Source organism: Pseudomonas sp., from assembly GCF_048269965.1.
Taxonomy (GTDB): domain Bacteria; phylum Pseudomonadota; class Gammaproteobacteria; order Pseudomonadales; family Pseudomonadaceae; genus Aquipseudomonas.
This window is the reverse complement of the sequence record NZ_JBLWTV010000003.1, coordinates 1-24,693: the sequence shown is the minus strand read 5'-3', so window position 1 is coordinate 24,693 and position 24,693 is coordinate 1. Positions and strand designations below refer to the sequence as shown.

21 protein-coding genes and 2 pseudogenes are annotated in these 24,693 nt (G+C 64.7%); 8 read left to right on the top strand and 15 right to left on the bottom strand.

Annotated features, from left to right (window positions below; genetic code table 11):
- Positions 1–33 precede the first annotated feature (33 nt).
- On the bottom strand, positions 34–501 hold the full coding sequence (gene moaC, locus ACN0X6_RS04250; RefSeq protein WP_417702379.1) for a cyclic pyranopterin monophosphate synthase MoaC: 468 nt from the start codon (positions 499–501) through the stop codon (positions 34–36).
- 14 nt (positions 502–515) lie between these two features.
- Positions 516–2,045, bottom strand: a complete 1,530-nt coding sequence (norR, locus tag ACN0X6_RS04245) for a nitric oxide reductase transcriptional regulator NorR (RefSeq protein ID WP_417702377.1) — start codon at positions 2,043–2,045, stop codon at positions 516–518.
- Between the two features lie 138 nt (positions 2,046–2,183).
- Here norR and ytfE point away from each other — a divergent pair, with 138 nt between their 5' ends.
- The 3 genes from ytfE to ACN0X6_RS04230 all read left to right on the top strand — a co-directional run bounded on the left by ytfE (position 2,184) and on the right by ACN0X6_RS04230 (position 5,592).
- Entirely contained in the window at positions 2,184–2,867 is a 684-nt protein-coding gene (ytfE, locus tag ACN0X6_RS04240) for an iron-sulfur cluster repair protein YtfE (RefSeq protein WP_417702375.1), read from the top strand.
- A complete protein-coding gene (locus ACN0X6_RS04235; RefSeq protein WP_417702373.1) occupies positions 2,860–5,139 on the top strand; it encodes a nitric-oxide reductase large subunit in 2,280 nt (759 codons plus the stop codon). Before ytfE ends, ACN0X6_RS04235 begins: the two co-directional genes overlap by 8 nt.
- A 105-nt stretch (positions 5,140–5,244) precedes the next feature.
- Positions 5,245–5,592 carry a hypothetical protein gene (locus ACN0X6_RS04230; RefSeq protein ID WP_280052290.1) on the top strand — a complete coding sequence of 116 codons (348 nt, stop codon included), beginning with the start codon at positions 5,245–5,247 and terminating at the stop codon, positions 5,590–5,592.
- Between the two features lie 3 nt (positions 5,593–5,595).
- Here the strand turns inward: ACN0X6_RS04230 and ACN0X6_RS04225 are convergent, their stop codons facing one another.
- The 5 genes from ACN0X6_RS04225 to ACN0X6_RS04205 form a co-directional block, all read right to left on the bottom strand.
- Complete coding sequence (locus ACN0X6_RS04225) at positions 5,596–6,840, bottom strand: acyl-CoA dehydrogenase family protein (protein WP_280052289.1); 1,245 nt, start codon at positions 6,838–6,840, stop codon at positions 5,596–5,598.
- A gap of 128 nt (positions 6,841–6,968) precedes the next feature.
- Positions 6,969–7,409, bottom strand: a complete 441-nt coding sequence (locus ACN0X6_RS04220) for a CopD family copper resistance protein (RefSeq protein ID WP_417702370.1) — start codon at positions 7,407–7,409, stop codon at positions 6,969–6,971.
- 9 nt (positions 7,410–7,418) lie between these two features.
- Complete coding sequence (locus ACN0X6_RS04215) at positions 7,419–8,603, bottom strand: NnrS family protein (RefSeq protein ID WP_417702368.1); 1,185 nt, start codon at positions 8,601–8,603, stop codon at positions 7,419–7,421.
- Positions 8,587–9,204, bottom strand: a complete 618-nt coding sequence (gene mobA, locus ACN0X6_RS04210) for a molybdenum cofactor guanylyltransferase MobA (RefSeq protein WP_417702366.1) — start codon at positions 9,202–9,204, stop codon at positions 8,587–8,589. The genes ACN0X6_RS04215 and mobA overlap by 17 nt, the downstream gene beginning before the upstream one ends.
- A gap of 202 nt (positions 9,205–9,406) precedes the next feature.
- Positions 9,407–9,607, bottom strand: coding sequence for a hypothetical protein (locus ACN0X6_RS04205; RefSeq protein WP_417702364.1), 201 nt, complete (start codon positions 9,605–9,607; stop codon positions 9,407–9,409).
- 176 nt (positions 9,608–9,783) lie between these two features.
- On the opposite strand from ACN0X6_RS04205, the gene ACN0X6_RS04200 reads away from it, so the two are divergent.
- Genes ACN0X6_RS04200 through ACN0X6_RS04185 form a run of 4 tightly spaced genes read left to right on the top strand, consistent with a single transcriptional unit; the run spans position 9,784 to position 12,895 of the window.
- Positions 9,784–10,320: an iron transporter gene (locus ACN0X6_RS04200; protein ID WP_417702362.1), complete on the top strand. Its 537-nt coding sequence runs from the start codon at positions 9,784–9,786 to the stop codon at positions 10,318–10,320.
- Between the two features lie 32 nt (positions 10,321–10,352).
- Positions 10,353–10,673, top strand: coding sequence for a cupredoxin domain-containing protein (locus tag ACN0X6_RS04195; protein WP_417702360.1), 321 nt, complete (start codon positions 10,353–10,355; stop codon positions 10,671–10,673).
- Between the two features lie 9 nt (positions 10,674–10,682).
- Positions 10,683–11,531: an FTR1 family iron permease gene (locus ACN0X6_RS04190; RefSeq protein ID WP_417702358.1), complete on the top strand. Its 849-nt coding sequence runs from the start codon at positions 10,683–10,685 to the stop codon at positions 11,529–11,531.
- Entirely contained in the window at positions 11,528–12,895 is a 1,368-nt protein-coding gene (locus tag ACN0X6_RS04185; protein WP_417702356.1) for a 4Fe-4S binding protein, read from the top strand. Before ACN0X6_RS04190 ends, ACN0X6_RS04185 begins: the two co-directional genes overlap by 4 nt.
- Position 12,896: 1 nt before the next feature.
- Here the strand turns inward: ACN0X6_RS04185 and ACN0X6_RS04180 are convergent, their stop codons facing one another.
- Together ACN0X6_RS04180 and ACN0X6_RS04175 are read right to left on the bottom strand one after the other, a co-directional pair.
- Positions 12,897–13,619 (bottom strand): anaerobic ribonucleoside-triphosphate reductase activating protein, encoded by a 723-nt coding sequence (locus ACN0X6_RS04180; protein ID WP_417702354.1) that lies wholly within the window; start codon positions 13,617–13,619, stop codon positions 12,897–12,899.
- A gap of 68 nt (positions 13,620–13,687) precedes the next feature.
- Positions 13,688–15,889: pseudogene (locus tag ACN0X6_RS04175) on the bottom strand (ribonucleoside triphosphate reductase).
- Between the two features lie 202 nt (positions 15,890–16,091).
- Here ACN0X6_RS04175 and hemN point away from each other — a divergent pair.
- Positions 16,092–17,477, top strand: coding sequence for an oxygen-independent coproporphyrinogen III oxidase (gene hemN, locus ACN0X6_RS04170; protein WP_417702352.1), 1,386 nt, complete (start codon positions 16,092–16,094; stop codon positions 17,475–17,477).
- Positions 17,478–17,555: 78 nt separating this feature from the next.
- On the opposite strand, the pseudogene moaA reads toward hemN, so the two are convergent.
- The 6 genes and pseudogenes from moaA to ACN0X6_RS04140 form a co-directional block, all read right to left on the bottom strand.
- Positions 17,556–18,543, bottom strand: a pseudogene (moaA, locus tag ACN0X6_RS04165) (GTP 3',8-cyclase MoaA).
- A 25-nt stretch (positions 18,544–18,568) separates the two neighbouring features.
- Positions 18,569–19,537 carry a peptidylprolyl isomerase gene (locus ACN0X6_RS04160; protein WP_417702350.1) on the bottom strand — a complete coding sequence of 323 codons (969 nt, stop codon included), beginning with the start codon at positions 19,535–19,537 and terminating at the stop codon, positions 18,569–18,571.
- A gap of 178 nt (positions 19,538–19,715) precedes the next feature.
- A complete protein-coding gene (narI, locus tag ACN0X6_RS04155) occupies positions 19,716–20,411 on the bottom strand; it encodes a respiratory nitrate reductase subunit gamma (protein WP_280052277.1) in 696 nt (231 codons plus the stop codon).
- Positions 20,404–21,159 (bottom strand): nitrate reductase molybdenum cofactor assembly chaperone, encoded by a 756-nt coding sequence (gene narJ / locus ACN0X6_RS04150; RefSeq protein WP_280052276.1) that lies wholly within the window; start codon positions 21,157–21,159, stop codon positions 20,404–20,406. The genes narI and narJ overlap by 8 nt, the downstream gene beginning before the upstream one ends.
- 2 nt (positions 21,160–21,161) lie before the next feature.
- Positions 21,162–22,700, bottom strand: coding sequence for a nitrate reductase subunit beta (narH, locus tag ACN0X6_RS04145; protein ID WP_280052275.1), 1,539 nt, complete (start codon positions 22,698–22,700; stop codon positions 21,162–21,164).
- An 11-nt stretch (positions 22,701–22,711) separates the two neighbouring features.
- On the bottom strand, positions 22,712–24,693 hold a 1,982-nt coding region (locus ACN0X6_RS04140), incomplete at its 5' end, for a nitrate reductase subunit alpha (RefSeq protein WP_417702347.1).

Sequence of the window (24,693 nt, the reverse complement as noted above, 5' to 3'; positions counted from 1 at the left end):
GGCGCTCCGGTATTGGCCACACCTTGCGTTTGGTCAAGGCGCCCTGTATATCCCCGAAACACCGCCGCTCTTCTCCAGCAGGCGTACCAGCTCGATGGTCATACCGCGATCCACCGCCTTACACATGTCGTAAATGGTCAGCGCGGCGACACTGGCGGCAGTCAGCGCCTCCATCTCCACACCGGTCTGCCCGGCCAACTTGCAGCGCGCAACTATGTGCACGCAGTCTTCGCCTTCGGCCTCCAGCTCGACCTTGATGGTGGTCAGCAGCAGCGGGTGGCAAAGCGGGATCAGCTCATGAGTCTTCTTTGCAGCCTGGATGCCGGCGATGCGTGCCACAGCGAAAACGTCGCCCTTGGGGTGATGCCCATCGGCGATCATCGCCAGTGTCGCCGGCAGCATGCGCACGCGGGCTTCGGCTACGGCCTCGCGGCAGGTCACCGTCTTGTCGGTGACATCCACCATGCTGGCACGGCCGTGGGCATCGAGATGGGTCAGCATAGGTTTCTCCATAGTCAGATTAAGTTGAGCCGCCGTGCCAGCTTACGCAGATTGCTCGGGTCGATTGCCAGCGCCCGTGCGGCGGTGGCCCATTTGCCGGCATGCTGCGCCAGAGTGTTCTGGATTAGTTCGCGCTGATAGCGCTCCATAGCCTGGTGCAGGCTTTCGCTAGGTACCAGCGGCACAGCCGACGGGACGCTGCTCGGCGCTGGTACTAGGCCGTCCAGCCCAAGCCAAGTTGCCTCGATACTGAGCAGTGCGGTGCGTGACTCGGCCTGGCTGAGTACCTTGAGCGCGGCGCGGCTGATCACATGTTCCAGCTCACGCACGTTGCCCGGCCAGGAGTAGGCCAACAGGGCGCGCTCAGCATCGGCGGACAGGCGCAGGCAGCGCAAACCCAGGCGGGCGCGGTTGAGTTCGAGAAAATGCCCGGCCAGCACCAGCACGTCCCGGCCGCGCTCGCGCAACGGAGGTATGTGCACCGGGTAGACAGAAAGGCGGTGGTAGAGGTCGGCGCGGAAACGCCCTTCACGCACTTCCTCGTGTAAGCGCCGGTTGGTCGCAGTGATCACTCGTACGTCGACATGCCTTGGGCGATCAGCGCCCAAGCGCTGAATCTCGCCATTCTGCAGGGCGCGCAACAGCTTGGCCTGGATCGACAGCGGCAGCTCACCGATCTCGTCGAGGAATAACGTGCCACCATTGGCCGCCTCAAAGCGGCCGGGGCGCTCATGCGCGGCACCAGAAAACGCACCCTTTACGTGGCCGAACAGTTCACTCTCAGCCAAAGTCTCCGGGAGTGCGGCGCAGTTGACGTAAACCAGCGGTTTGCGCGCGCGCGGCGAGTGGGCATGCAGCCAGCGGGCAAACAGCTCCTTGCCTACGCCTGTCTCACCTTGCAGCAGTACCGGCAGCTCGGAGTCCGCTACGACGCCCAGCTCGTCGAGTAAATGGCATAACACCGAGCTGTCGCCGAGGATGGTGCCGCCAGTCTGGTCACCAACCTCGCCTTCCTCCCGTCGGGCCAGGCGCAGGCTGCGAATTTCGTTTTCCAGACGACACATCCGCAGCGCTGCCTCTATTAGCAGGGCATAACGCTGCAGGCGCTGGGTGGCGGTGCGGTCAAAGGTACCGCGGCGTAGGGCATCCAAGGTCACAGCCCCCCATAGGCGGCCGTCGAGAAACAGACTCATGCCCATGCAATCGTGCACAGGTAACGGCTCATCAGGACTGTCCTGCAACAGGCCGTCGTAAGGGTCGGGCAACTCGCTGTTGGCGGCGAATTGCAATGGCTCACGCTGTGCCAAGATCTGCGCCAAGCGCGGATGCCGGGCGATTACGAAGCTGCGCCCCAGCGCTTCGTGGGCCAAGCCGACTGCCGCCTGCGGTCGTAGGCTTTCGCCATCCAGGCGTAACAGCACCACCGCGCTGCAAGCGAATATTTCGCGCAGGCTGACAACCAGACGCTGAAGGCGTACGGCGGATGGTAGCTCGCTGACCAGATCGGCGAGCAAGGTGTTCTGCAGAGGGGTGAAATCTACCATTTCGGGTATCCGCTACCTGATTTCTTCGGGGTAGATTAGACCCTGTCAGCGCGCAAGTCCTTGATTTCCGTCAAGTTGGAAAGCGGCACAGGGCTTGCGATGGAGCATGCAGACCAATATGTCTGATAGGAGACCTCCATGGCCAGCCAACTGCTTGACAGCACCCTAGGCAATATTGCCTGCAGCATCCCCGGTGCGACCCGGGTGTTCCACGAATTCCACCTCGACTTCTGCTGCGGCGGTCAGAAGAGCCTACGCCAGGCCGCGCAGGAGCACGGCATCGATGCCAGCCAGATACAGGAACGCTTGCTCTCACTCAGCGGCGAAGCCCAAGACGCGGAGGATTGGCGTACGCTCCCGGACGAGCAGTTGATTGAACACATCCTGCAGCGCTACCACGACGTGCACCGTCAGCAACTGCCGGAGTTGATTCGTCTCGCGGCGAGAGTCGAGCAGGTGCATGGCGGCCGCGAGCACTGCCCAGTGGGACTGACAGATCTGCTGATCGACATGCAGCAGGAGCTGGAAAGCCACATGCAGAAGGAAGAGCAGATTCTCTTCCCGATGATCCTGCGTGGTGGCGGCACGATGGCTGGTGGTCCGATCTCGGTGATGCGGTACGAGCACGACCAGCACGGCGATGCGCTGGAGCGTGTCGTCGAAATGACCGACGACATGCAACCGCCGGCCAATGCCTGCAACACCTGGCGCGCGCTGTACCGCGGACTGGATGAGATGCGTCGCGACCTGATGCAGCACATCCATCTGGAAAACAATCTGCTGTTCCCACGCGCCCTCGGCGAGGCGGTGCAGCATGGGTGAGTATCGCAAACTCTGGTGGGCATTGATCGCCGTACTCGGCGTGACTTTCTGTGTGCTCGGCTGGTTTGGGCGCGAGGTCTATCGCCAGGCACCACCGATCCCACAACAGGTGCAGAGCGCCGACGGCAGCCTGCTATTTACCGATGAAGACATCCTCGACGGCCAGACCGCCTGGCAGAGTGTGGGCGGCATGCAGCTCGGCTCGATCTGGGGCCACGGTGCCTACCAGGCGCCGGACTGGACCGCCGACTGGCTGCACCGTGAACTGACGGCTTGGCTCGACCTGGCCGCACAGCAAACCTACGGTGTGCCCTATGCTGAGGTGGACGAAGACCATCAGGCCCTGCTGCGCCAGCAACTCAAGCGCGAATACCGCGGCAACCAGGTGCATGGCGAGGTGCTGGTGCTCAGCGAACGCCGCGTCGCCGCTGTCGAACTGACTGCGGCTTACTACAAGGCGCTGTTCGGCAACGACCCGGTCCTGCAGGGCAGCCGCAAGAGCTTCGCCATGAAGGAGAACACCCTACCCGACGCCGCACGGCGCGGGCAGTTGACCCAGTTCTTCTTCTGGACTGCCTGGGTGGCCGCCACCGAGCGTCCGGGACATGATGCCACCTACACCAACAACTGGCCGCACGAGCCGCTGATCGACAACAAACCGACCGCAGAGAACCTGATCTGGTCCATCACCAGCGTGATCCTGCTGATTGCCGGCATCGGCTTCCTGGTCTGGGCTTGGGCCTTCCTGCGCGATAACGAGGAGGACGAACCGGTCGCGCCGGCCCACGACCCGCTCAGCCTGGTAGGCCTGACACCGTCGCAGAAGGCGCTGGGCAAGTACCTGCTGCTGGTGGTCGGGCTGTTCGCCTTTCAGGTCATGCTCGGCGGCGCCACCGCCCACTACACGGTGGAGGGCCAGGATTTCTATGGCTTCCCGTTGTCGCAGTGGTTCCCCTACTCGCTGCTGCGTACCTGGCACATCCAGAGTGCGCTGTTCTGGATCGCCACCGGTTTCCTCGCAGCGGGACTGTTCCTCGCGCCCATCATCAATGGCGGCAAGGACCCGAAATTCCAGAAGCTCGGCGTCGATGTGCTGTTCTGGGCGCTGATGGTGGTGGTACTCGGCTCCTTCGTCGGCAACTACCTGGCTATCGCCCAGATCATGCCGGCGGAGTGGAGCTTCTGGCTCGGCCATCAGGGCTACGAGTACGTCGACCTCGGTCGCCTGTGGCAGATCGGCAAGTTCACCGGCGTGGCCTTCTGGCTGCTGCTGATGCTGCGCGGCATCCTGCCGGCCTTCCGCCAGCCAGGGGACAAGAACCTGCTAGCCCTGCTGTCGGCCTCGGTGATCGCCATCGGCCTGTTCTACGGTGCCGGCTTCGCCTACGGCGAGCGCACCCACCTGTCGGTGATGGAGTACTGGCGCTGGTGGGTGGTGCACCTGTGGGTGGAGGGCTTCTTCGAGGTGTTCGCCACCACGGCGCTGGCCTTCATCTTCTCCAGCATGGGGCTGGTCTCCAAGCGCATGGCTACCACCGCCAGCCTGGCCTCGGCCTCGCTGTTCATGCTTGGCGGCGTGCCCGGTACCTTTCACCACCTGTACTTCTCCGGCACCACCACCCCGGTGATGGCGGTGGGTGCCACCTTCAGCGCCCTGGAAGTGGTGCCGCTGATCGTGCTCGGCTACGAGGCCTGGGAAAACTGGCGTCTGAAAAGCCGCGCGGCCTGGATGGAAAGAGTCAAGTGGCCGCTGATGTGCTTCGTCGCCGTGGCCTTCTGGAACATGCTCGGTGCCGGGGTGTTCGGTTTCATGATCAATCCGCCAATCTCGCTGTACTACGTGCAGGGCCTCAACACCACTCCGGTACATGCTCATGCCGCGCTATTCGGGGTCTACGGCTTCCTCGCCCTGGGCTTCACGCTGCTGGTGCTGCGCTATATCCGCCCGCAGATGCAGTTCAACCAGGGACTGATGAAGGTCGCCTTCTGGTGGCTCAACGCAGGCCTGGTGCTGATGATTGCCACCAGTCTGCTGCCCATCGGCATCATCCAGTTCCACGCCAGCGTCAGCGAGGGCCTGTGGTACGCCCGCAGCGAGGCCTTCATGCAACAGGATCTGCTGCAGACCCTGCGCTGGGTGCGTACTTTCGGCGACGTGGTGTTCATCGTCGGCGCCCTGGCCATGGCCTGGCAGGTGGTCATTGGCTTCTTCTCACCTGTCCCCAGGAGCGTGCCGCTGCGCGCGCAAGGAGGTGCCCGAACGATTAATTAAATACGTTGGATGTGTATTGGCTAGGCTCGGCCCGCGATACGCGGGTCGAGTCGTTGTTGACCTCGCCTAGACTGAAGCATGAAGTTTCCCGAACGGAGTCGCACCATGCATACACACAAGATTCTCACGTGCCTCGACACTCCCGGCAGTCGCCCGCTATGGCAAGTGTTCTGGCTGCGGGGCGTGCTGCTCAGCCACCTGCTGTTTGGCGCCATCCTGCTGCTCTACCGGCAAGTCGACAGCGTAACGCTGGCCCTGCTGCTGGCGGCTTTCGTCGGCTACACCGCCTGGGTGCTGAACGCGGTCTGGCGCAACGCCGGCAACGTGCGCGAGCCCATCTACGGCGAGATCGCCCGCTTCCTGACCGTGGCCTGGTCGATCAATGCCGTGCTGGCCTCGTTCTTCCTGTTGCTTGCCCACCTGCAGCCGTTCGGCCACGGCCTGCCGTTCTGAGGCTCAACCCGGCGGCGTGAGATAGGCCGCCGTCTGCCCGCGCTGCTGGGCGCTGGCCTCCAGCTCCCAGCTCGCCAGGCTGCGCAGATGTACCTCATCGGGACCGTCGGCGAAGCGCAGCGCGCGACCCTGGGTGTAGAAGTCCGCCAGCGGCGTATCCGGACTCAGGCCCATGGCACCGAACACCTGCATGGCGCGGTCGACCACCCGGCTGAGCATACGCGGTACTTGCGCCTTGATCATGGCGATCTCCCGGCGCGCCGCCCTGGCGCCTACTTCATCCAGCATCCAGGCGGTCTTCAGCACCAGCAGACGCGCCTGCTCGATATCCAGCCTCGACTCGCCGATCCAGTCGCCGATATTGGCATACTGCGCCAGATAGCGGCCGAATGTGCGGCGCTCCTGGCAGCGCTCCAGCAGCAGCTGCAGGGCCAGTTCGGCCATGCCGATGGCGCGCATGCAGTGGTGCACTCGTCCCGGTCCCAGGCGCGCCTGGGCCATCATGAAGCCGTCGCCCTCCTGGCCGAGCAGGTGATCGCACGGCACCCGCACCTCGCGCAACAAAATCTCCGCATGACCTTCTGCCGAAACATGGTGGAGCACCGGAATATTGCGCAGTACCTGCACCCCCGGCGTGTCGAAAGGCACCAAAACCATGCTCTGCTGACGATGTGGTGAGGCCTCGGGATCAGTCTTGCCCATCACGATCAGCAGACGACACTGCGGGTGACAAGCATTGGTGATGAACCATTTGCGCCCGTTGAGGACGTAATGCTCGCCGTCACGATGGATCAGCGTCTGCACGTTGCCGGCGTCCGAGCTAGCCACATCCGGCTCGCTCATGGCGAAGGCCGAGCGGATCTCGCCCGCCAACAGCGGCTGCAGCCAGCGCTGGTGCTGCGCGGGGCTGGCGAACAGATGCAGCAACTCCATGTTGCCAGTATCCGGCGCGCTGCAGTTGAACACCTCGCTGGCCCAGGGAATGCGCCCCATGATCTCCGCCAGCGGTGCGTACTCGAGGTTGCTCAGGCGCGTGCCCGGCTCATCGTCACGCAGACCGGGCAGGAACAAGTTCCACAGCCCTTCGCTGCGCGCCAGGGCCTTGAGGTCGGCCATGAAAGATACCGGCACGCACCCGGCCTGCACCTCCGCCAGCCACTGCGTATGGCCCGGCACCACATGGGCATCCATGAAATCCTGCAACTGCCGTCGCAGCGCTTCCACTCTAGGGCTGAAGGCAAAATCCATTGGAGCATCCTCATGTCAGGTAATTAGCCATAGGCTAGGCGCGATGGCCGCGTATCAGAACCAAGCTGGATGGCGCGGATGGCCCTGCATCAGGCCCGCCACTTCTTGACCATGATCATCGACAGCACTCACCAACTGAGCAGGAACATCGCCTTGGCCAGAAACAGGATGGCGAGCATCTGCACCAGCACGCTGAGGTGGATCAGCCGCGAGCGCGGGGGCGTCATGCGTCCGGTGCGCATCAGGAAAACCACGAAGAGGAAGTGCCCGAGAATGCTCAGCGCCAGGCAGATCTTCAGCGTCAGCAGGGTGCCGAAGCTGCTGGCGAAAGGTTGCGCGAGCGCGGCGCGGTAATGCCAGGCCAGGCCGATGCCCGCGCCATAGAGCGCCAACACCACCCAGTGCATGACCTGCCGTGCGCGCCGTCCGAGCGCCTTGGATAACTGCGCGCGCGGCGCCTCGTCCAGTTGCCTGGCGGCGCCACTGAGGATCATCACCTCGAAGAACACCCCACCAATGAAGAAGGCTGCGGCGCTCAGGTGCACGAACTTGAACAACAGGTAGAGCATCTTGCCTCCCTAGCCTGGATGACCATCGGCACGCGTGCGACAGAGCATGGGGCCGTAGCAGAAGAGAAACTGCGCGAAGGCCAACACCCAAGCCAGCGCGGCCAACCACAGGGCGGGCTGATAGGCGAAGGAAACGCCCAGCACCCGCAGCAGCGCCGCCAGGTTGAGCAACGCGAAAGCGACGGCAAAGCCTCGCGGCAACTGCAGCGGCCGGCCGGTATGGCCCAGCGAGACCCGCGCCAGCATGGCCAGAATCAGCCCAGCCATGGCCCCTACCGTCAGCGCGTGCAGCACCTGGCTGAAGGGTACTGCCACGCCGGCATGCCAGAGCGCCAGGCCCAGGCAGGCCAGCACCATCCAGGCATAGGCCAGGTGCAGCGACCACAACAACGGTACTCGCAACAGCCCACGATCGAACCAGCGCCCCAGGCGGATGCCGTGCCCCAGCCCCAGGGCCAGCAACAGAACCGCGCCGCCCCAGTGCGGCTGCAGCAGCAGGCCTGAACCCATCAGCAGCGCCAGAAGAAGCGTACCGACCAGCAGCGCCAGATCCAGCCAGGCCCGGGGCTGCACCATCTCCAGCCGACCGAGGCTACGCTGTGTAAAGAAGGGAATCACTCGCCCGCCGATCAGCGTCATCATCGCCGCCACCAGCCAGATCGCCGCCTGGCTACCCTGGCGCTGCCAGGCGTCGTACTGCAGCAGCACGCCGAGCAGGCTCAGCAGGTCGACCGCGGCCAGTAGCATGAGCACCAGCACAATGGGATAGTTGCGCCGCTGCCGCACAGCCCACAGCAGCCGTGCCATGACACCAGCCACCGCGAGCAGAAACGCCAGATTGAACAGCAGCAAGAGCCAGGCCGAGGGTATCCACCAGCTCAGCCGCCCCAGCAGCCAGAGCCCGACCAGCAGGGCCAGCGGCCGTCCGGAAAGACTCGGCCGGCCGGTCCAGGTCTGCACCGCTGTGAGCAGAAAGCCGGCGATGATGGCACCGGCAAAGCCGAACACCAGTTCATGCCGGTGCCAGGCTAGCCAGCCTCCCACCGGCGCCGGTAACGCCCAGCCCTGCAACGCGGCGATCCACACCGGAATGGCCAGCACGGCCAGCACTGCTCCGAGCAGAAAAAAGGGCCGGAAACCCAGGCGCAGAATCGGCGCAACGGCCATGGCCTTGCGCTTATCGATGATCAACATAGCTTCCCCATTCACCGTGTGCCGACTGGCAGGCCGCCAGCAGCACCTCGGGACAATTGAAGTTGAGCAGACGCGGATCGTCTTCCCGACAGGCCAGCTCGCAGATACCCAGGCGCTGCCACAAGCGGCTCGGGCTGCGCTCGCCAGCTGCCCACGCGGAGTCGACCGCAGCCAGCAGGGTACGGGGGAGCACGCAGAGTAGCGGCTGCAGCCTTTCACCCTGACGCACCACGGCGATCCGCCCGGGATGCGCAAGTGCGAGCTGCTGCAGTTCGCGCAGCAGCTCCTGCTCGATGGCGGGCAGGTCACAGGGGGCGACCAGCAGATGCGTACCGCACAGGGAGCGCAGCCCGGCTAGGATACCGGCCAGGGGCCCCGGATAGCCGGCGTGAGCATCGCTCAGCGTACGGTCACAGAACGCGGCATGGCTCGCCACGTTGCGATTGCAGGAAATGGCCAGTTCACCAACCAAGGGGCGCATCTGCCGGCAGACCCACTCGACCATAGGCCTGCCGCACCACGGCATCAGCCCCTTGTCCGCCCCGCCCATGCGCGTACCCTGACCACCGCTCAGAACCAGCCCGGAACACCCATCTCGCATCTGCGCCTCTCCAGCGAACTCTCGAATACATGCTGTCTTGTGCAGCATGGGACTGCATGATCCAGGTCAGGAGAGAAGCCTCTGCTGCGTATTCAGTCGCCCTGACATCAGCGAAGACCGGCATCGATCAGATGCAACTGCTGTAAGCCTGCACAAGCAGAGGCCATAAGGTCCTGAAGGCTGCTGGATCAAAAACGGTCGTCTATTCAAGCTCTTCAAGCAGTTGGTTGATATGCAGTGAATTACTTACCACCTGCTCCATGTGCACCTGCAGCTCCTCGGTCATGGTAGGCAGCCCGTTCTGCTGGAACCAGCGGGAGATCAGTTGCACCGACTCTGCCAGAGCAACCTGGTTGCGGTGGGTAAGCAAAACTGCCGTCAGCAATGCATCCTGGTCCGTCACGGGGCGGGCTCCGCGCTATTGGGTGGTTCGGCAAGATCACCCATCCCGCCGCACAGAGCCATACCTCCATCTGGGTATCACTTATGCGCCGGGCAAAAAATTGACGAGAATCATTATCTATTAGTTTCGTAAGCCCTAAGGTGCCGCCAACATTCCCCGCTAAGGAAGTCCGCAGCATGAAAGCACTCGCCCTGTTCCCGCTCTTCGCCCTGTTCGCCATCCCACTCGCCTCGGCCCGCGAGTACCCCATCGGCGAACCCCAGCAGTGCGCCGGCATGGAGGTTGGCGCGGTGTACCTGCAGCCGATCGAGATGGACCCGCCCGGCATGATGCGCCCGGCCGCAGAGTCCGACGTGCACATGGAGGCGGACATCAGCGCCCTAGAGAACAACCGCCACGGCTTCCAGGAAGGCAGCTTCGTGCCCTATCTGTCGATCTCCTACAGCCTGCAACGGGTGGGCAGCGAAAAGACGATCCAGGGCGATTTCCACGCCATGGTCGCCAGCGACGGCCCGCACTACGGCGACAACGTCAAGCTGGACGGCCCCGGACAGTACCAATTGACTTACCGCGTGGCGCCGCCCGGCGGCCATCACCAGCACGCCTTCGGCCGCCACATCGACAAGGAGACCGGTGTAGCGGCCTGGTTCGAGCCCTGCGAACTGACCTACAGCTTCACCTACGCCGGCATCGGCAAGAAAGGCGGCTACTGACGCCGCCGGCGCGCCTTCGCAGGAGACCGACCATGAGAACCCTCCCCGCCCTCCTCCTAGCGCTGGCCCTGCCGGCTTCGGGAGCGTCGCTGCCCAGCTACCAGCTGGAGATACGCGACGGCCACTTCACCCCACCCAGCCTGCTGGTGCCCGCCGGCCAGCGCTTCAAGGTCATCGTGCACAACCGCGGCCAGGGGCCGGTGGAGTTCGAGAGCCTGCCCCTGCGGGTGGAAAAGGTGCTAGGCCCCGGCGTCAGCTCCTTCGTGGTGATCCACCCGCTCAAGCCGGGGCGCTATGACTTCTTCGACGAATTCCACCTCGATCTGCCCGGCGGTTTCATCGAGGCGCATTAAGGAACAGTTATGGAACAGGCTCTTCTGATCGTCTGGCGCGAGAGCGTCGAGGCCCTGCTGGTCATCGGCCTGCTGTATGCCTGGCTGAGTCGCCAGCCGGAGCGGCGCCGGCATCTGCGCCTGCTCTGGGCCGGCGTGGCTGGCGGCGCAGCCCTCGCGGCTCTGCTGGCGACCCTGATGGTGGTGGCCGGTAGCTGGATGAGCGGCCCGACCGGCGAATGGTTCCAGGCGGCCATGAGCGCCCTGGCCAGCCTGCTGGTGCTGCAGATGGTGGTGTGGATGGCGCGCAACGGCCACCAGCTGCGCCACGATTTGGAAAGCCGCGCCGAACAGGCCATGAGCCAGGGCCGGCATGCCGCCCTGGCACTGCTGGCGGCCCTGGCCGTGGCCCGCGAAGGCAGCGAGATCACCCTCTTCCTCTATGGTGCGAGCGGCTCCGCCAGCGCCTCGCAGATGCTTGGCGGTGCCCTGCTCGGTGGACTGCTCGGTGCGGCCAGCTTCGCCCTGCTACAGGCCGGCAGCCGCTTGCTCGACTGGCGACGCTTCTTCGTCATCAGCGAGACCCTGTTGCTCCTGCTCGGCGGCGCCATGCTGATGAACGCCCTGGACCGCGCCAGCGGCCAGTTGATGGACATGGATCTGCCCGAGCAACTGTATGCCTGGCTGGGCGACCCGCTGTGGGACAGCTCGGCCTGGCTCGACGATGGCTCGCGCCTGGGCGGGCTGATCGCCGGCCTGACCGGCTACCGGGCCATGCCCTCGGCCGCCGCCGCACTGCTGCTGGGCGGCTTCTGGCTACTCGCCTGGTGTTGGCGACGCGCGCCCCGGCAGGCTGAGGGCGAACGGAGCGTGGCATGAAAGCCGCGCTGGATCGTTGCCTCGACGCCTTCGGCGCGGCGCTGCGGCGCCATGCTGGCCTGATCCGCCGCCTGCAATGGGCCGTGGTGCTGCTGTACGCCGTGCTGCTGGTGATTCCCGCCTGTCTGCCGCTGCCGGATGGTCAGGCGCGCCTGCTGGACGACCTGACCCTGCTGGCGCAGTTCGTCTTCTGGGGGCTCTGGTGGCCCTTCGTACTGCTCTCGGTGGTGCTGTTCGGCCGCCTGTGGTGCGGCCTGCTGTGCCCCGAGGGGGCGCTCAGCGAGTGGGCCAGTCGCCACGGCCGCGGCGGCGGTGTGCCGCGCTGGATGCGCTGGGGCGGCTGGCCGACCCTGGGTTTTCTGCTCACCACGCTCTACGGCCAGCTGATCAGCGTGTACGACTACGCCCAGGCCGCGCTGCTGATCCTCGGCGGCTCCACCCTGGCGGCCATGCTGGTCGGCTGGCTGTATGGCCGCGGCAAGCGCGTGTGGTGCCGCTACCTGTGTCCGGTCAGTGGCGTGTTCGCCCTGCTGGCCAAGCTCACGCCCATGCACTTCCGGGTGGATGAACAACGCTGGCAGGCCAACCCGCCGCCGCACCTGCCGCCGCCCAACTGCGCGCCGTTGCTGGACATCCGCCGCATGCGCGGCGCCTCAGCCTGCCATGCCTGCGGGCGCTGCAGCGGCCAGCGCGACGCGGTGCGCCTGATCGCGCGCTCCGGCAGCGAGGAGATCGTGCGTTTCGGCAATACCCCGGACAACCACTGGGAAGTCATCCTGCTGCTGTACGGGGTGATCGGCCTGGCCATGGGCGCCTTCCAGTGGACGCTCAGCCCCTGGTTCATCGCCCTCAAGCAGACGCTGGCCGAATGGCTGGTAGAACACGGGCAGCTGTGGCTGCTGCAGGCCAATGCGCCCTGGTGGCTGCTGACCCATTACCCGCAACTCAATGATTCCTTCACCTGGCTCGACGGCCTGGGTATCTGCCTGTATCTGGGTGGCAGCGCCCTGCTGCTGGGCGGCAGCCTGCACCTGCTGCTGTATGCCGGCGCACGCCTGGCCGGACGCTCGCTGCAGTTCACCCGCCATCTGGCGCTGTGCCTGGTACCGACCGGCGCCGCCGGGCTGTTTCTCGGCCTCTCGGCGACCACGGTGAAACTGCTGCGCTACGAAGGACTGGAACTGCTCTGGGTCGGCCCGGCGCGGGGGGGCCTGCTGGTCCTAGCCATGGCCTGGAGCCTGTGGCTGGGCTGGCGGGTGAGCGCCGCCCTGCCCGGCTGGTCCCGTACCTTACCGGTCGGCGCGCTGCTGCTGGGCAACGCCCTGATCGGCTATGGCTGGTGGCTGCAGTTCTGGGGCTGGTGAGTCAGGCCGCGCGTAGCTCGAAACGCTCGAACAGCTGGGCGAAGTAAGGCCAGAGTTCGGCGGCCTGAGCCGGTGTGGCAACGGCGCCCAGTTCGCCATCGAGCATCTGCTGCGGACGCGCCAGCTGCACGGCGAAGCGCCGCACGCCAAGGGCCGCCAGACGCTCGCCCAGGCGCTGCAGGCGCCGGCAGTCGAACAGATCCCAGTGCACCGTGGTGCGGCATTCGTAGTCCACGCCGCTGTCCAGCAGCAGCTCCAGGCTGGTCCAGTTGGCCTGGCCGCTGCCGCTGACGCCGGTGATCAGCGCCGCGTCCTCCTCCAGCGCCTTGACGTCGAAACCGAGCCAGTCGCAGTGCGCCAGCGCCCGGCCGAAGGTGGCCGGCTTGATCCCGGCGCTGTGCAGGCCGACCTTGAAGCCCAGCTCACGCACCCGGCGCATGGCGGATGGCAGCGCCGGCTGCAGGGTCGCCTCACCACCGGAAAACACCACTGCCTGCAGCAATCCCTGACGCTGCCGCAGGAAGCCCAGCACCTTGTTCCAGCTCCATTCGGTGGGGCCGCCGCAGCGGATCAGCTCCGGGTTGTGGCAGTAGCGGCAACGCCAGGCGCAGCCCTGGCAGAACAGTACGCAGGCCAGATGATCGGGGTAGTCGAGGGTGGTCATGGCTTGCAGCCCGCCGATGCGCAGCGGGCGAAAGGCATGACGCGAAGGCACTGAAGGCATGCTCGTGGCTCCAATGGCGGACATGGCGAAGCCCGGGCCATCACCGATGGCCCGGGCTCCGGGCTGACTCAGCGTGGCTCGGCGAAATGCTGGCGCTCGCGATGCTCGGACTGCTTGCCGAGATTGAAGGCCGCCACCGGACGGTGGTAACCCATCACGCGGGTCCAGACCTCGCAGCGCTGGCGCTGGGCTTCGGGAAGTTGCATGGGTGCATTCATGGTGTTGCTCCTTGCTGTGGATGGAATAGTGGTTCAGCCACCGCAGTCGCCGCAGCACTGCTGCTTCTGCAGCAGCGCCTCGTCGCACTTCGGACAGAACTCGTGCTCACCAGCCAGGTAGCCATGCACCGGGCAGATGGAGAAGGTCGGGGTGATGGTCAGGTACGGCAGGCGGAAGCGCGACAGCGCGGTACGCACCAGCTGCTTGCAGGCCTGCGCCGAGGAGATCCGCTCGGCCATGTACAGGTGCAGCACGGTACCGCCGGTGTACTTGCACTGCAGCTCGTCCTGCAGCGCCAGCGCCTCGAAGGGGTCATCGGTGAAGCCCACCGGAAGCTGCGAGGAGTTGGTGTAGTACGGTGCCTCGGGCGTTCCGGCCTGGAGGATGTCGGGGAAGCGCTTGCGGTCTTCCTTGGCGAAGCGGTAGGTGGTGCCCTCGGCCGGGGTGGCCTCCAGGTTGTACAGGTGGCCGCTCTGCTCCTGGAACTGCACCAGGCGCGCGCGCACATGATCCAGCACCTGCAGCGCCAACTGGCGGCCGCCTTCGGTGTGCATGCCCTCGCGGTCGCCGCTGAAGTTGCGCAGCATCTCGTGCAGGCCGTTGACACCGATGGTGGAGAAGTGATTGCGCAGGGTGCCCAGGTAGCGTCGGGTGTAGGGATAGAGGCCGGCATCCATGTGGTGCTGGATCACCTTGCGCTTCACCTCCAGGCTCTCGAAGGCCATGTCCAGCAGCTCGTCGAGGCGCCGCAGCAGGCCCGGCAGATCCTGCCGGTGGCGATAGCCCAGGCGCGCACAGTTGATGGTCACCACACCCAGCGAGCCGGTCTGCTCGGCCGAGCCGAACAGGCCGTTGCCGCGTTTGAGCAGCTCGCGCACGTCCAGCTGCAGGCGGCAACACATGGAGCGCACCTGATTGGGCTGCATGTCGGAGTTAAGGAAGTTCTGGAAGTACGGCAGGCCGTAGCGCGCGGTCATGTCGAACAGGCGCGTGGCGTTGTCGCTGTCCCAGGGGAAGTCGTGAGTGATGTTGTAGGTCGGGATCGGGAAGGTGAACACCCGGCCCTTGGCGTCGCCGGCCATCATCACCTCGATGTAGGCGCGGTTGATCAGCTCCATCTCGGCCTGCAGCTCGCCGTAGCAGAACGGCATCTCCTGCCCGCCGATCACCGGCACCTGCTCGCGCAGGTCTTCCGGGCAGACCCAGTCGAAGGTCAGGTTGGTGAATGGCGTCTGGGTGCCCCAGCGCGACGGCACGTTGAGATTGTAGATGAACTCCTGTAGCGACTGACGCACCTGCTCGAAACTCAGGTTGTCCTTGCGCACGTAGGGCGCCAGGTAGGTGTCGAAGGAGCTGAAGGCCTGGGCCCCTGCCCACTCGTTCTGCAGGGTCCCGAGGAAGTTGACCATCTGTCCGAGGGCACTGGACAGGTGCTTGGGCGGCCCGGCCTCGACCCGCCCGGGGATGCCGTTGAGTCCTTCGTGCAGCAGGGTGCGCAGCGACCAGCCGGCGCAGTAGCCGGCGAGCATGTCGAGGTCGTGGATATGCAGGTCGGCCTCGCGGTGCGCCCAGCCGATGCCGCTGCTGTACACCTCGTCCAGCCAGTAGTTGGCGGTGACCTTGCCGGACACGTTGAGGATCAGCCCGCCCAGCGAGTAACCCTGGTTGGCGTTGGCCTGTACCCGCCAGTCCTCGCGCGACAGGTACTCGTTCATCGAGGCGGCAACGTCGATCAGTTGCTTACGCTCACGGCGCAGGCGCCCGTGGCGCTCGCGGTAGACGATGTAGGCGCGGGCAGTTGCATAGTAACCGGCCTCCATCAGCACCAGCTCGACCTTGTCCTGTACCTGCTCCACCTCCAGGCTACGGAACTCCAGCAGGCGGGCAAGCACCGCCTCGGTCAGGTCTCTGGCCTCACGGGCTCCGAACTGGTTGCTGGCCCGGCCGGCGGCGGCAATCGCGCACTCTATCTTGGACGCCTCGAAAGGCACTTCATTGCCATCTCGTTTGAACAGGGAACGCGGTCGGTGCGGCGATTGACCGAGATACATCGAAAACCTCCTTAACACATCATATAGTTATGCTTATTAGAAATACACACAACATGGTGTGCAATCTACGTCAGGAGGCCGGATGCAACTTGACCATGATCAAGTTTGCCCCCGAAAGTACGCAGATCCCTCGCGGCCGTTCGCACCAGCCGTCGCCAGGGGGTATCCTGCTGTGTATCAGGCTCCTGAGGAATTGCTTGCCATGGCCAGTCCACTGCGCTTCGACCGCTCGCTGGTAGAGAAATACGACCGCCCAGGGCCGCGCTACACCTCCTACCCCACCGCGCCCCAGTTTCGCCAGGCCTTCGCCGAGGACGACTACCGGCACGCCATCGACAGGAGCAACCAGGCGCCCGCCAAGCCGTTGTCGGCCTACATCCACATCCCCTTCTGCAAGAGCCTCTGCTACTACTGCGCCTGCAACAAGATCATCACCCAGAAGACCCACCGCGCCGTCGAGTATCTGGATTACCTCAAGCGCGAAATCGCCCTGCAGGCGGCGCTGTTCAGCCCGTCGCGACGCCTGACCCAGCTGCACCTCGGCGGCGGCACGCCGACCTACCTGAGCAGCGCGCAGCTCGCCGAACTGATGGACTGCCTGCGCCAGCACTTCAGCTTCGATGAAAGCGACAATCACGAGTTTTCCATCGAGGTCGACCCGCGCACCATCAGCCGCGAACGCATCGCCGAGCTGCGTGCGCTGGGCTTCAACCGTCTGAGCTTCGGCGTGCAGGACTTCGACCAGCAGGTGCAGGCCGCCGTCAATCGCCTGCAGAGCGAAGAGCAGACCTACGAGCTGGTCGCCGCCGCCCGCGAGGCAGCCTTCAAATCGGTCTCGGTGGATCTGATCTATGGCCTGCCGCTGCAGACCGTCACCAGCTTTGACACCACCCTGGACAAGATTATCGCCCTGCGCCCGGATCGCATCGCCGCGTACAGCTATGCGCACCTGCCAGAAATGGTGCGCGCCCAGCGGCTGATTCGCCGCGAGGACATGCCGCCACCGGAGCGCAAGCTGGAACTGCTGGAGCTGACCATCCAGCGTCTGACCACAGCCGGCTACGTCTATATCGGTATGGATCACTTCGCCCTGCCCGACGACGAGCTGTGCCTGGCCCGCGAGGCAGGTACGCTGCAGCGCAACTTCCAAGGCTACTCCACCCATGCCGACTGCGACCTGATCGGTTTCGGGGTGTCGTCGATCGGCAAGGTGAGCGACAGCTACAGCCAGAACGTCAAGGAGCTTTCTCAGTACTACGCGCGCATCGATCAGGGCCTGCTGCCAGTGCACCGTGGCTACCACCTGAACGCCGACGACTTGCTGCGGCGTGAGGTGATCACCGCATTGATGTGCCGTGGCCGGGTCGAGTTCGCGGGAATTGAGGCGCGCCACGGCATCCGCTTCCTCGACTACTTCGCCGAGGCGCTGGCCAAGCTAGAGGAACACCTGGCCGACGATCTGCTGCAGATCCATGACGATGCGCTGGTGTTGCTGCCCTGCGGGCAACTAATGCTGCGCAGCGTGGCGATGGCATTCGATGCCTATCTTGGTGAGGGCCAGAGCGGGCGTTTCTCACGCACCGTTTAGTAAAAAACCACCCGCCACGGCAGGAGTCTCCTGTCGGGCAAGTGGTGAAGGCCCAGGATACGGGCCAGAGGGAGTTATTCAGCCGCCGGTGGCGTTCATGAAGCGCAGGATCTGCACCTCGCCGGTATCGAACTCGTGGCGCAACGGTTTGCGTAACAAGCCTTGACGAACGGCCGCCAGCACCGGCTCGTTGTCGCATGGGTGGCGACGCAGTAGGCCGCGCAAATCGAGGGAATGTTCGTGGCCCAGGCACAGCAACAGGCGCCCCTCGACCGTGACCCGCACACGGTTGCAGGTCGCGCAGAAGTTGTGGCTGTGCGGCGAGATGAAGCCGATGCGGCTGTCGGGGAAATCCTTGACACGCACGTAGCGTGCCGGCCCGCCACTGTGCTCGGCGCTGTCGAGCACAGTGGCGCTCAGCGATGCGCTCGCGAACCCAGTCGCTGGAGCAGTAACTCTCGCCGCGCTCACGCCCCACCTGCCCCAGCGGCATCTCCTCGATAAAGCTGATATCCAGCCCACGGCTCAGCGCGAAGTCGACCAGGTCCGTCACTTCGTCGGCATTGCGCCCGTGCATCACCACCACGTTCAGCTTGAGGTTGGCGAAGCCGACCGCCTGCGCAGCCTCGATACCGGACAGCACCTGGTTTAGTTCACCAGTGCGGGTGATAGCGCGGAAGCGCTCGGGGCGCAGGCTGTCCAGGCTGATATTGAGGCGTTTGACCCCCGCCTCGGCCAGCGGCCTGGCCAGCTTGTGCAGCTGTGAGCCGTTGGTGGTCATCACCAGCTCGCGCAGGCCCGGCAGCGCAGCGATGCGCTGGCACAGGCCGACCACGCCGGGGCGCACCAGCGGCTCGCCGCCGGTGAGACGGATCTTGCGTACGCCCTGGGCGACGAAGATCCGCGCGATGCGCTCCAGTTCCTCCAGCGTCAGCACCTGCTGGCGCGGCAGGAAGGTCATGTCCTCGGCCATGCAGTAGACGCAGCGGAAATCGCAACGGTCGGTGATCGACAGGCGCAGGTAATCGATGCTGCGGCCAAAGCCGTCCTGCAGCAGGCTGCTCATGGTACTCTCCAGGCACTTGGCCGGTTTACTGCAACAGCGGGCTGTCGGCGCCTTCGAGCAGGATGCCCTGAATGTCCGCCTCGCCGATCAGGTTCTTCAGATACTGCGCCACGGCCACCTGCCAGACACGCTGATCCAGTTCGGCACAGATGCTTTTCTCCACCGTTTCGAAAGGCAGCGGCTGCCCCTCGATGCGCTGTTCCACCTGCGCCACATGGAAACCGTAGCGGCTCTCCAGCGGCTGTCCGGCCAAACCGATCGGCAGACGGAACAGCTGGCGCTCGAACTCGGGCACCGTCTGGCCCTGGCTAATCTGCCCCAGCGCCCCGCCCTGTTCCTTGGAGGGGCAGACCGAGTGCGCCATGGCCAGCTCGGCGAAACGCTCGGGCTGCGCCTGCAGCTCGGCGATCAGCGCCTGGGCCTGGTCACGCACGCGGCTGCGCTCCTCGGCATCGTCGGCCGGACAGGCCAGCAGGATGTGCCGGGCCGCCAGCAGCGGCGCGCTGGCATAGCGCGAGCGATTGCGCTCGAAGTAGGCGCGACAGGTCGTCTCGTCGGCATGCGGCAGCGCCACCTCGCGCTCTATCAGGGTGCGGGTGGCGGCCTCCTCCTCGCTCTCGCCCGGGGCCGCGCGCACCCGGATATCCAGCGCGTTGATCCGCTGCTGCAGCAGCTCGCGGAGCACCAGCGCCTGGCTGGCCAGGAAGATGGCTTCCTGGCGGGTGTTCGCCGGGTGGTACTGCAGCTCCTGGGCGATCGCCTCGGGCGCGATGCCGACGCCATTGACCTTGATCCGCGGCCACTCCTGCTCGCTGCTGGCGATCAGTTCCAGTGAAGGCTCATCCTCGCCTTCGTCGTCCGCGGCCGGAGCCTGCTCGACGACCGGTTCGAACGCCTGCACACCGGCCTGTGCCGGCTCGGGCACCACCACCTGGCTGGCGCCACCGGCGCAGCCGCCGCTTCCGTTGCCGTTACCACCGCATCCACAACCCATGTCACACCTCCACCCATTCGTTTGGCGGTGGGTACGCCGCTGACGGCGCCACCCACCCAGCTCTTCATGCTGTCCGCTCCCGTATGGCGCTGGCGCCTATCCGGGCTACGCAATCAAACACTCGACAATCTTCAAGTCTGGATCGACCGGCCGACGCGCAGCTAATCCAAAAGCTCCCTCAGGCCTTCTGACGCACGATCTGGTAGCGCCGTCCCAGATACCAAACCGGTGCGCTGACGATGTGCACCAGGCGGGTGAAGGGGAACAGCACGAACAGGCTCAAGCCGAGGAACACGTGCAGCTTGTACACCAGGCTCACCGGCGCGATGGCCTCGGCGGCCAACTGCGGCTGCAGGGTGACGGTGTACTGCGCCCAGTCGGCCAGCATCACCATCACCGAACCGTCCATGTGGTGGGTCGATGCATAGATGGTGCCCAGGCCCAGCAGCAGTTGCACCAGCAGCAGCACCAGCACCAGAATGTCCGAGCAGCTGGAGCTGGCGCGGACCCGTGCGTCGCTCAGGCGGCGCTTGAGCAGCATCAGCAGGCCGATCAGGCACAGGCCGCCGAAGAAGCCGCCGGAGACCATCGCCAGCAACTGCTTGTGCTCTGTGCTGATCACATGGTGATAGACCGAGGCCGGGGTCAGCAGGCCGACGAAGTGGCCGGCCAGCACGAACAGCACGCCGACATGGAACAGGTTGCTGGCAATGCGCATGTAGCGGTGTTCGGCCGGGGTACGGTTGAAGATCTGGCTGGAACCAGCCTTCCAGCTGTACTGCGACAGATCGAAACGCGCCCAGCTGCCGATCAGGCAGATCGCCAGGGCGATATAGGGATACACGCCGAAGGCGAGGAAGTTCAGATTAGCCATTGTGCACCTCCTGGGCCGGCGCGCTGGCCGCCCCGTCCTGCTTGAAATCGATCCAGTGCAGCGGCACCGGCACCTCTTCGCGAGCCTTGCCCGGCAGCGTGGTCTGGCTCGGGCAGCGGTCCTGCTGCTCTGCCTTGAGGAAATCCACGGCCTCCTCCTCCCACAGCTTGTCCAGCGCTTCCAGGCTGTCGTCGCGCACCTCGCCGGCCACCTGCTCGCGCACCTCGGCCACCGCCACCGCCGGTTGTTCGCCGGCGATCTGCAGCAGCGCGCGGAAGCATGCGGCGTAAGGGCTCTCGCGTTCCTCCAGGCGCGCCGCCAGCAGGGCCAGCAGGTGCGCCACGTCGGCCAGGCCCTCTCGGGCCTCGAGGTCCTCGCGGCTGGCCAGGTATTCCAGGTAAAGCGGGATGTAGTCGGGCAGCTCGCGCACGCCGATGGCGAACCCGGCGGCTTCGTACTGCGCCATCAGGTCGACCATGGCCTGGCCGCGATCGCGCGACTCGCCATGCACGTGCTCAAACAGCAGCAGCGACAGGGCGCGGCCACGGTCAAAAAGCTCGGTGTAGCGCTCCTGCACATCCATCAGCTCGTCACTGGCCAGCTCGTCGAGCAGGCGCAGCAGCGAGCCGCGCTGGTCCGGGCTAATCTCGCGAGCATTGCAGATGGCCTCATCCAGCTCCTTGTGGGCACTACGCAGCGCCTCCTCGGGGTAGTCGAGCAACAGGGAAATCACCTTGAGAATCTGCATGGTCATTCCTCCCAGATCTGCACGGTCTTGAGGATGTCGCGCTTGTTGGCCTTCTTGGCGCCGAACATGTTGGTGTCCGACGAGCCACTGCAGCCGCTGCCGAAGCTGAAGCCACAGCCGGAACGCTCGGCGAAGGCATCGCTCATGGCCTCCTCGCGGTGCGCCGACGGAATCACGTAGCGATCCTCGTAGTTGGCGATGGCCAGGTAGCGGTACATGTCCTCGCACTGCGCCACGGAGAGGCCGACCGACTCCAGCACCTTGAGGTCCTGCACGCCGTCGACCTGCTCGGCGCGCTTGTAGGCACGCATCGCCAGCAGGCGCTTGAGGGCCAGCTTGACCGGCTGCTCGTCACCGGCGGTGAGCAGGTTGGCCAGGTAGCGCACCGGAATGCGCAGGCTGTCTACGTCCGGCAGCACACCGTCCATGCTCACGCTGCCCTTGGCGGCGGCGTTCTGGATCGGCGACAGCGGCGGCACGTACCAGACCATCGGCAGGGTGCGGTATTCCGGGTGCAGCGGCAGGGCCAGCTGCCAGTCCACCGCCAGCTTGTACACAGGTGACTTCTGCGCGGCCTCGATCACCGACAGCGGTACGCCGTCCTTCAGCGCCTGCTCGATCACCTTGGGATCGTTCGGGTCGAGGAAGATCTCCAACTGCTTCTGGTACAAATCCTGCTCGCTCGGGGTGCTGGCAACCTCGTGGATGCGGTCGGCGTCATACAGCAGCACGCCAAGGTAGCGAATTCGGCCCACGCAGGTTTCCGAGCACACGGTGGGCATGCCGGCCTCGATGCGCGGGTAGCAGAAGATGCATTTCTCGGATTTACCGCTCTTCCAGTTGAAGTAAATCTTCTTGTACGGGCAGCCGCTGATGCACATACGCCAGCCGCGGCACTTCTCTTGATCGATCAGGACGATGCCATCCTCTTCGCGCTTGTAGATCGCGCCGCTCGGGCAGGAGGCCGCGCACGCCGGGTTGAGGCAGTGCTCGCACAGGCGCGGCAGGTACATCATGAAGGTGTTCTCGTACTCGCCGTAGATATCGGCCTGCACCTTGTCGAAGTTCTTGTCCTTGCGCCGCTTGGCGAACTCGGTGCCTAAAATCTCCTCCCAGTTCGGGCCCCACTCGATCTTCTCCATGCGCTGGCCGGAGATCAACGAACGAGGGCGGGCCACAGGCTGGTGGTTACCCAGGGGCGCGGTGTGCAGGTGCTGGTAGTCGAAGTCGAACGGCTCGTAGTAGTCGTCAATCGAGGGCAGGTCCGGGTTGGAGAAGATATTCGCCAACACACGGAACTTGCCGCCGATCTTGGGGTTGATCGAACCATCCTTGTTGCGTACCCACCCGCCTTTCCATTTCTCCTGGTTCTCCCACTCCTTGGGGTAGCCGATACCGGGTTTGGTCTCGACGTTGTTGAACCAGGCGTATTCCATGCCTTCACGGCTAGTCCAGACGTTCTTGCATGTGATCGAGCAGGTGTGGCAGCCGATGCATTTGTCCAGGTTCAGGACCATGCCCACTTGTGAACGAATCTTCATGGCCTTATTCCTCAGATATCTTGCGGCAGGGGTTGCGGAAGGTCGTTACCATTCGGGCCATCGAGCCAGTCGACCTTGGCCATCTTGCGCACCACGACGAATTCGTCACGGTTGCAACCCACGGTGCCGTAGTAGTTGAAGCCGTACGCCTGCTGGGCGTAGCCGCCAATCATATGGGTGGGTTTGAGCACCACGCGGGTCACCGAGTTGTGGTGGCCGCCGCGGTTCTTGGTGCTCTCTGCGCCGGGCACGTTCACGATGCGCTCTTGGGCGTGGTACATCATCACCATGCCTTCCATCACGCGCTGGCTGACCACCGCTCGAGCGGTCAGAGCGCCGTTGGCGTTGAAGCACTCGATCCAGTCGTTGTCTTCAATACCGGCCTTCTTGGCATCGACTTCGGACATCCACACGATCGGGCCGCCACGGCTCAGGGTGAGCATGATCAGGTTGTCCGAGTAGGTGCTGTGAATGCCCCACTTCTGGTGCGGGGTGATCCAGTTGAGGACGATCTCGGGGTTGCCGTTGCTCCTCTTACCCTTCACGTAATCGATGGTGCGGGTGTTGATCGGCGGCCGATAGCTCATCAGTTGCTCGCCGAAAGCCTGCATCCACGGATGGTCCTGGAAGAACTGCTGACGACCGGTGATGGTGCGCCATGGGATGAACTCGTGGACGTTGGTGTAGCCGGCGTTGTACGACACATGCTCGTCTTCCAGGCCTGACCAAGTCGGACTGGAGATGATCTTGCGCGGCTGCGCCTGGATGTCACGAAAGCGAATTGCCTCGTGCTCCTTGGGCAGCGCCAGGTGGCTGTGGTCGCGGCCGGTGAATTCCGACAGCGCGGCCCAGGCCTTCACCGCTACGTGGCCGTTGGTTTCCGGCGCCAGGCTGAGGATGACCTCGGCGGCGTCTATGGCCGACTCGATCTGCGGACGCCCTTTGCTCACGCCCTCGTCGCGCACCTTGTAGTTCAGCTCGCCAAGGAAATCGACTTCATCCTGGGTATTCCAGTTGATGCCCTTACCACCGTTACCAAGCTTGTCGAGCAGCGGGCCAAGGGAGGTGAACTTCTTGTAGGTGGCCGGATAGTCGCGCTCGACCACAGTCATGTTCGGGCAGTTCTTGCCCGGCTGCGGATCGACACCGGCAGTTTTCCAGTCGGTGCCGCCAAACGGCTGGGCCAGCTCGCCGGGGCTGTCGTGCAAGAGCGGCATAGTGACCAGATCCTTCTCCACACCCAGCTGCCCTTCGGACATCTTCGAGAAGGCTTTGGCGATGCCTTTATAGATCTCCCAGTCCGAACGTGCTTCCCAGGCCGGGTCGATGGCTGCCGACAGCGGGTGGATGAAGGGGTGCATGTCCGAGGTATTCATGTCGTCCTTCTCGTACCAGGTCGCGGTCGGCAGAACGATGTCGGAATACACGCAGGTCGAGGACATGCGAAAGTCGAGGGTAGTGACCAGGTCGAGCTTGCCGATGGCGCCGTCGTCCTGCCATTCGGCTTCGAGCGGCTTGAAGCCATCGCGCTTGCCGAGGTCCTCGTTCATCACGCCGTTCTTGGTACCCAACAGGTACTTGAGCATGTACTCGTGGCCCTTGCCCGAGCTGCCGAGCAGGTTGGAGCGCCAGATGAACATGTTGCGAGGGAAGTTATCCGGGTTGTCCGGCTGCTCGCAGGCAAACTTCAGCGAACCGTCCTTGAGCGACTGGGTGACGTAGTCAACCGTCGACATGCCCGCCGCCTCTGCATCGCGGCAGACTTGCAGCGGGTTACGGTTGAGCTGCGGCGCGCTCGGTAGCCAGCCAGCACGTTCGGCGCGGATGTTGTAGTCGAGCATGTGCTCGGGGAACTGCGACTTGTCGGCCAGCGGCGAGAGCACTTCGTGAATGCTCATCTTCTCGTGGCGCCACTGCGAGCTGTGGTTGTAGAAGAAGCTGGTGCCGTTCATCTGGCGTGGCGGACGGTGCCAGTCGAGGCCGAAGGCCAGCG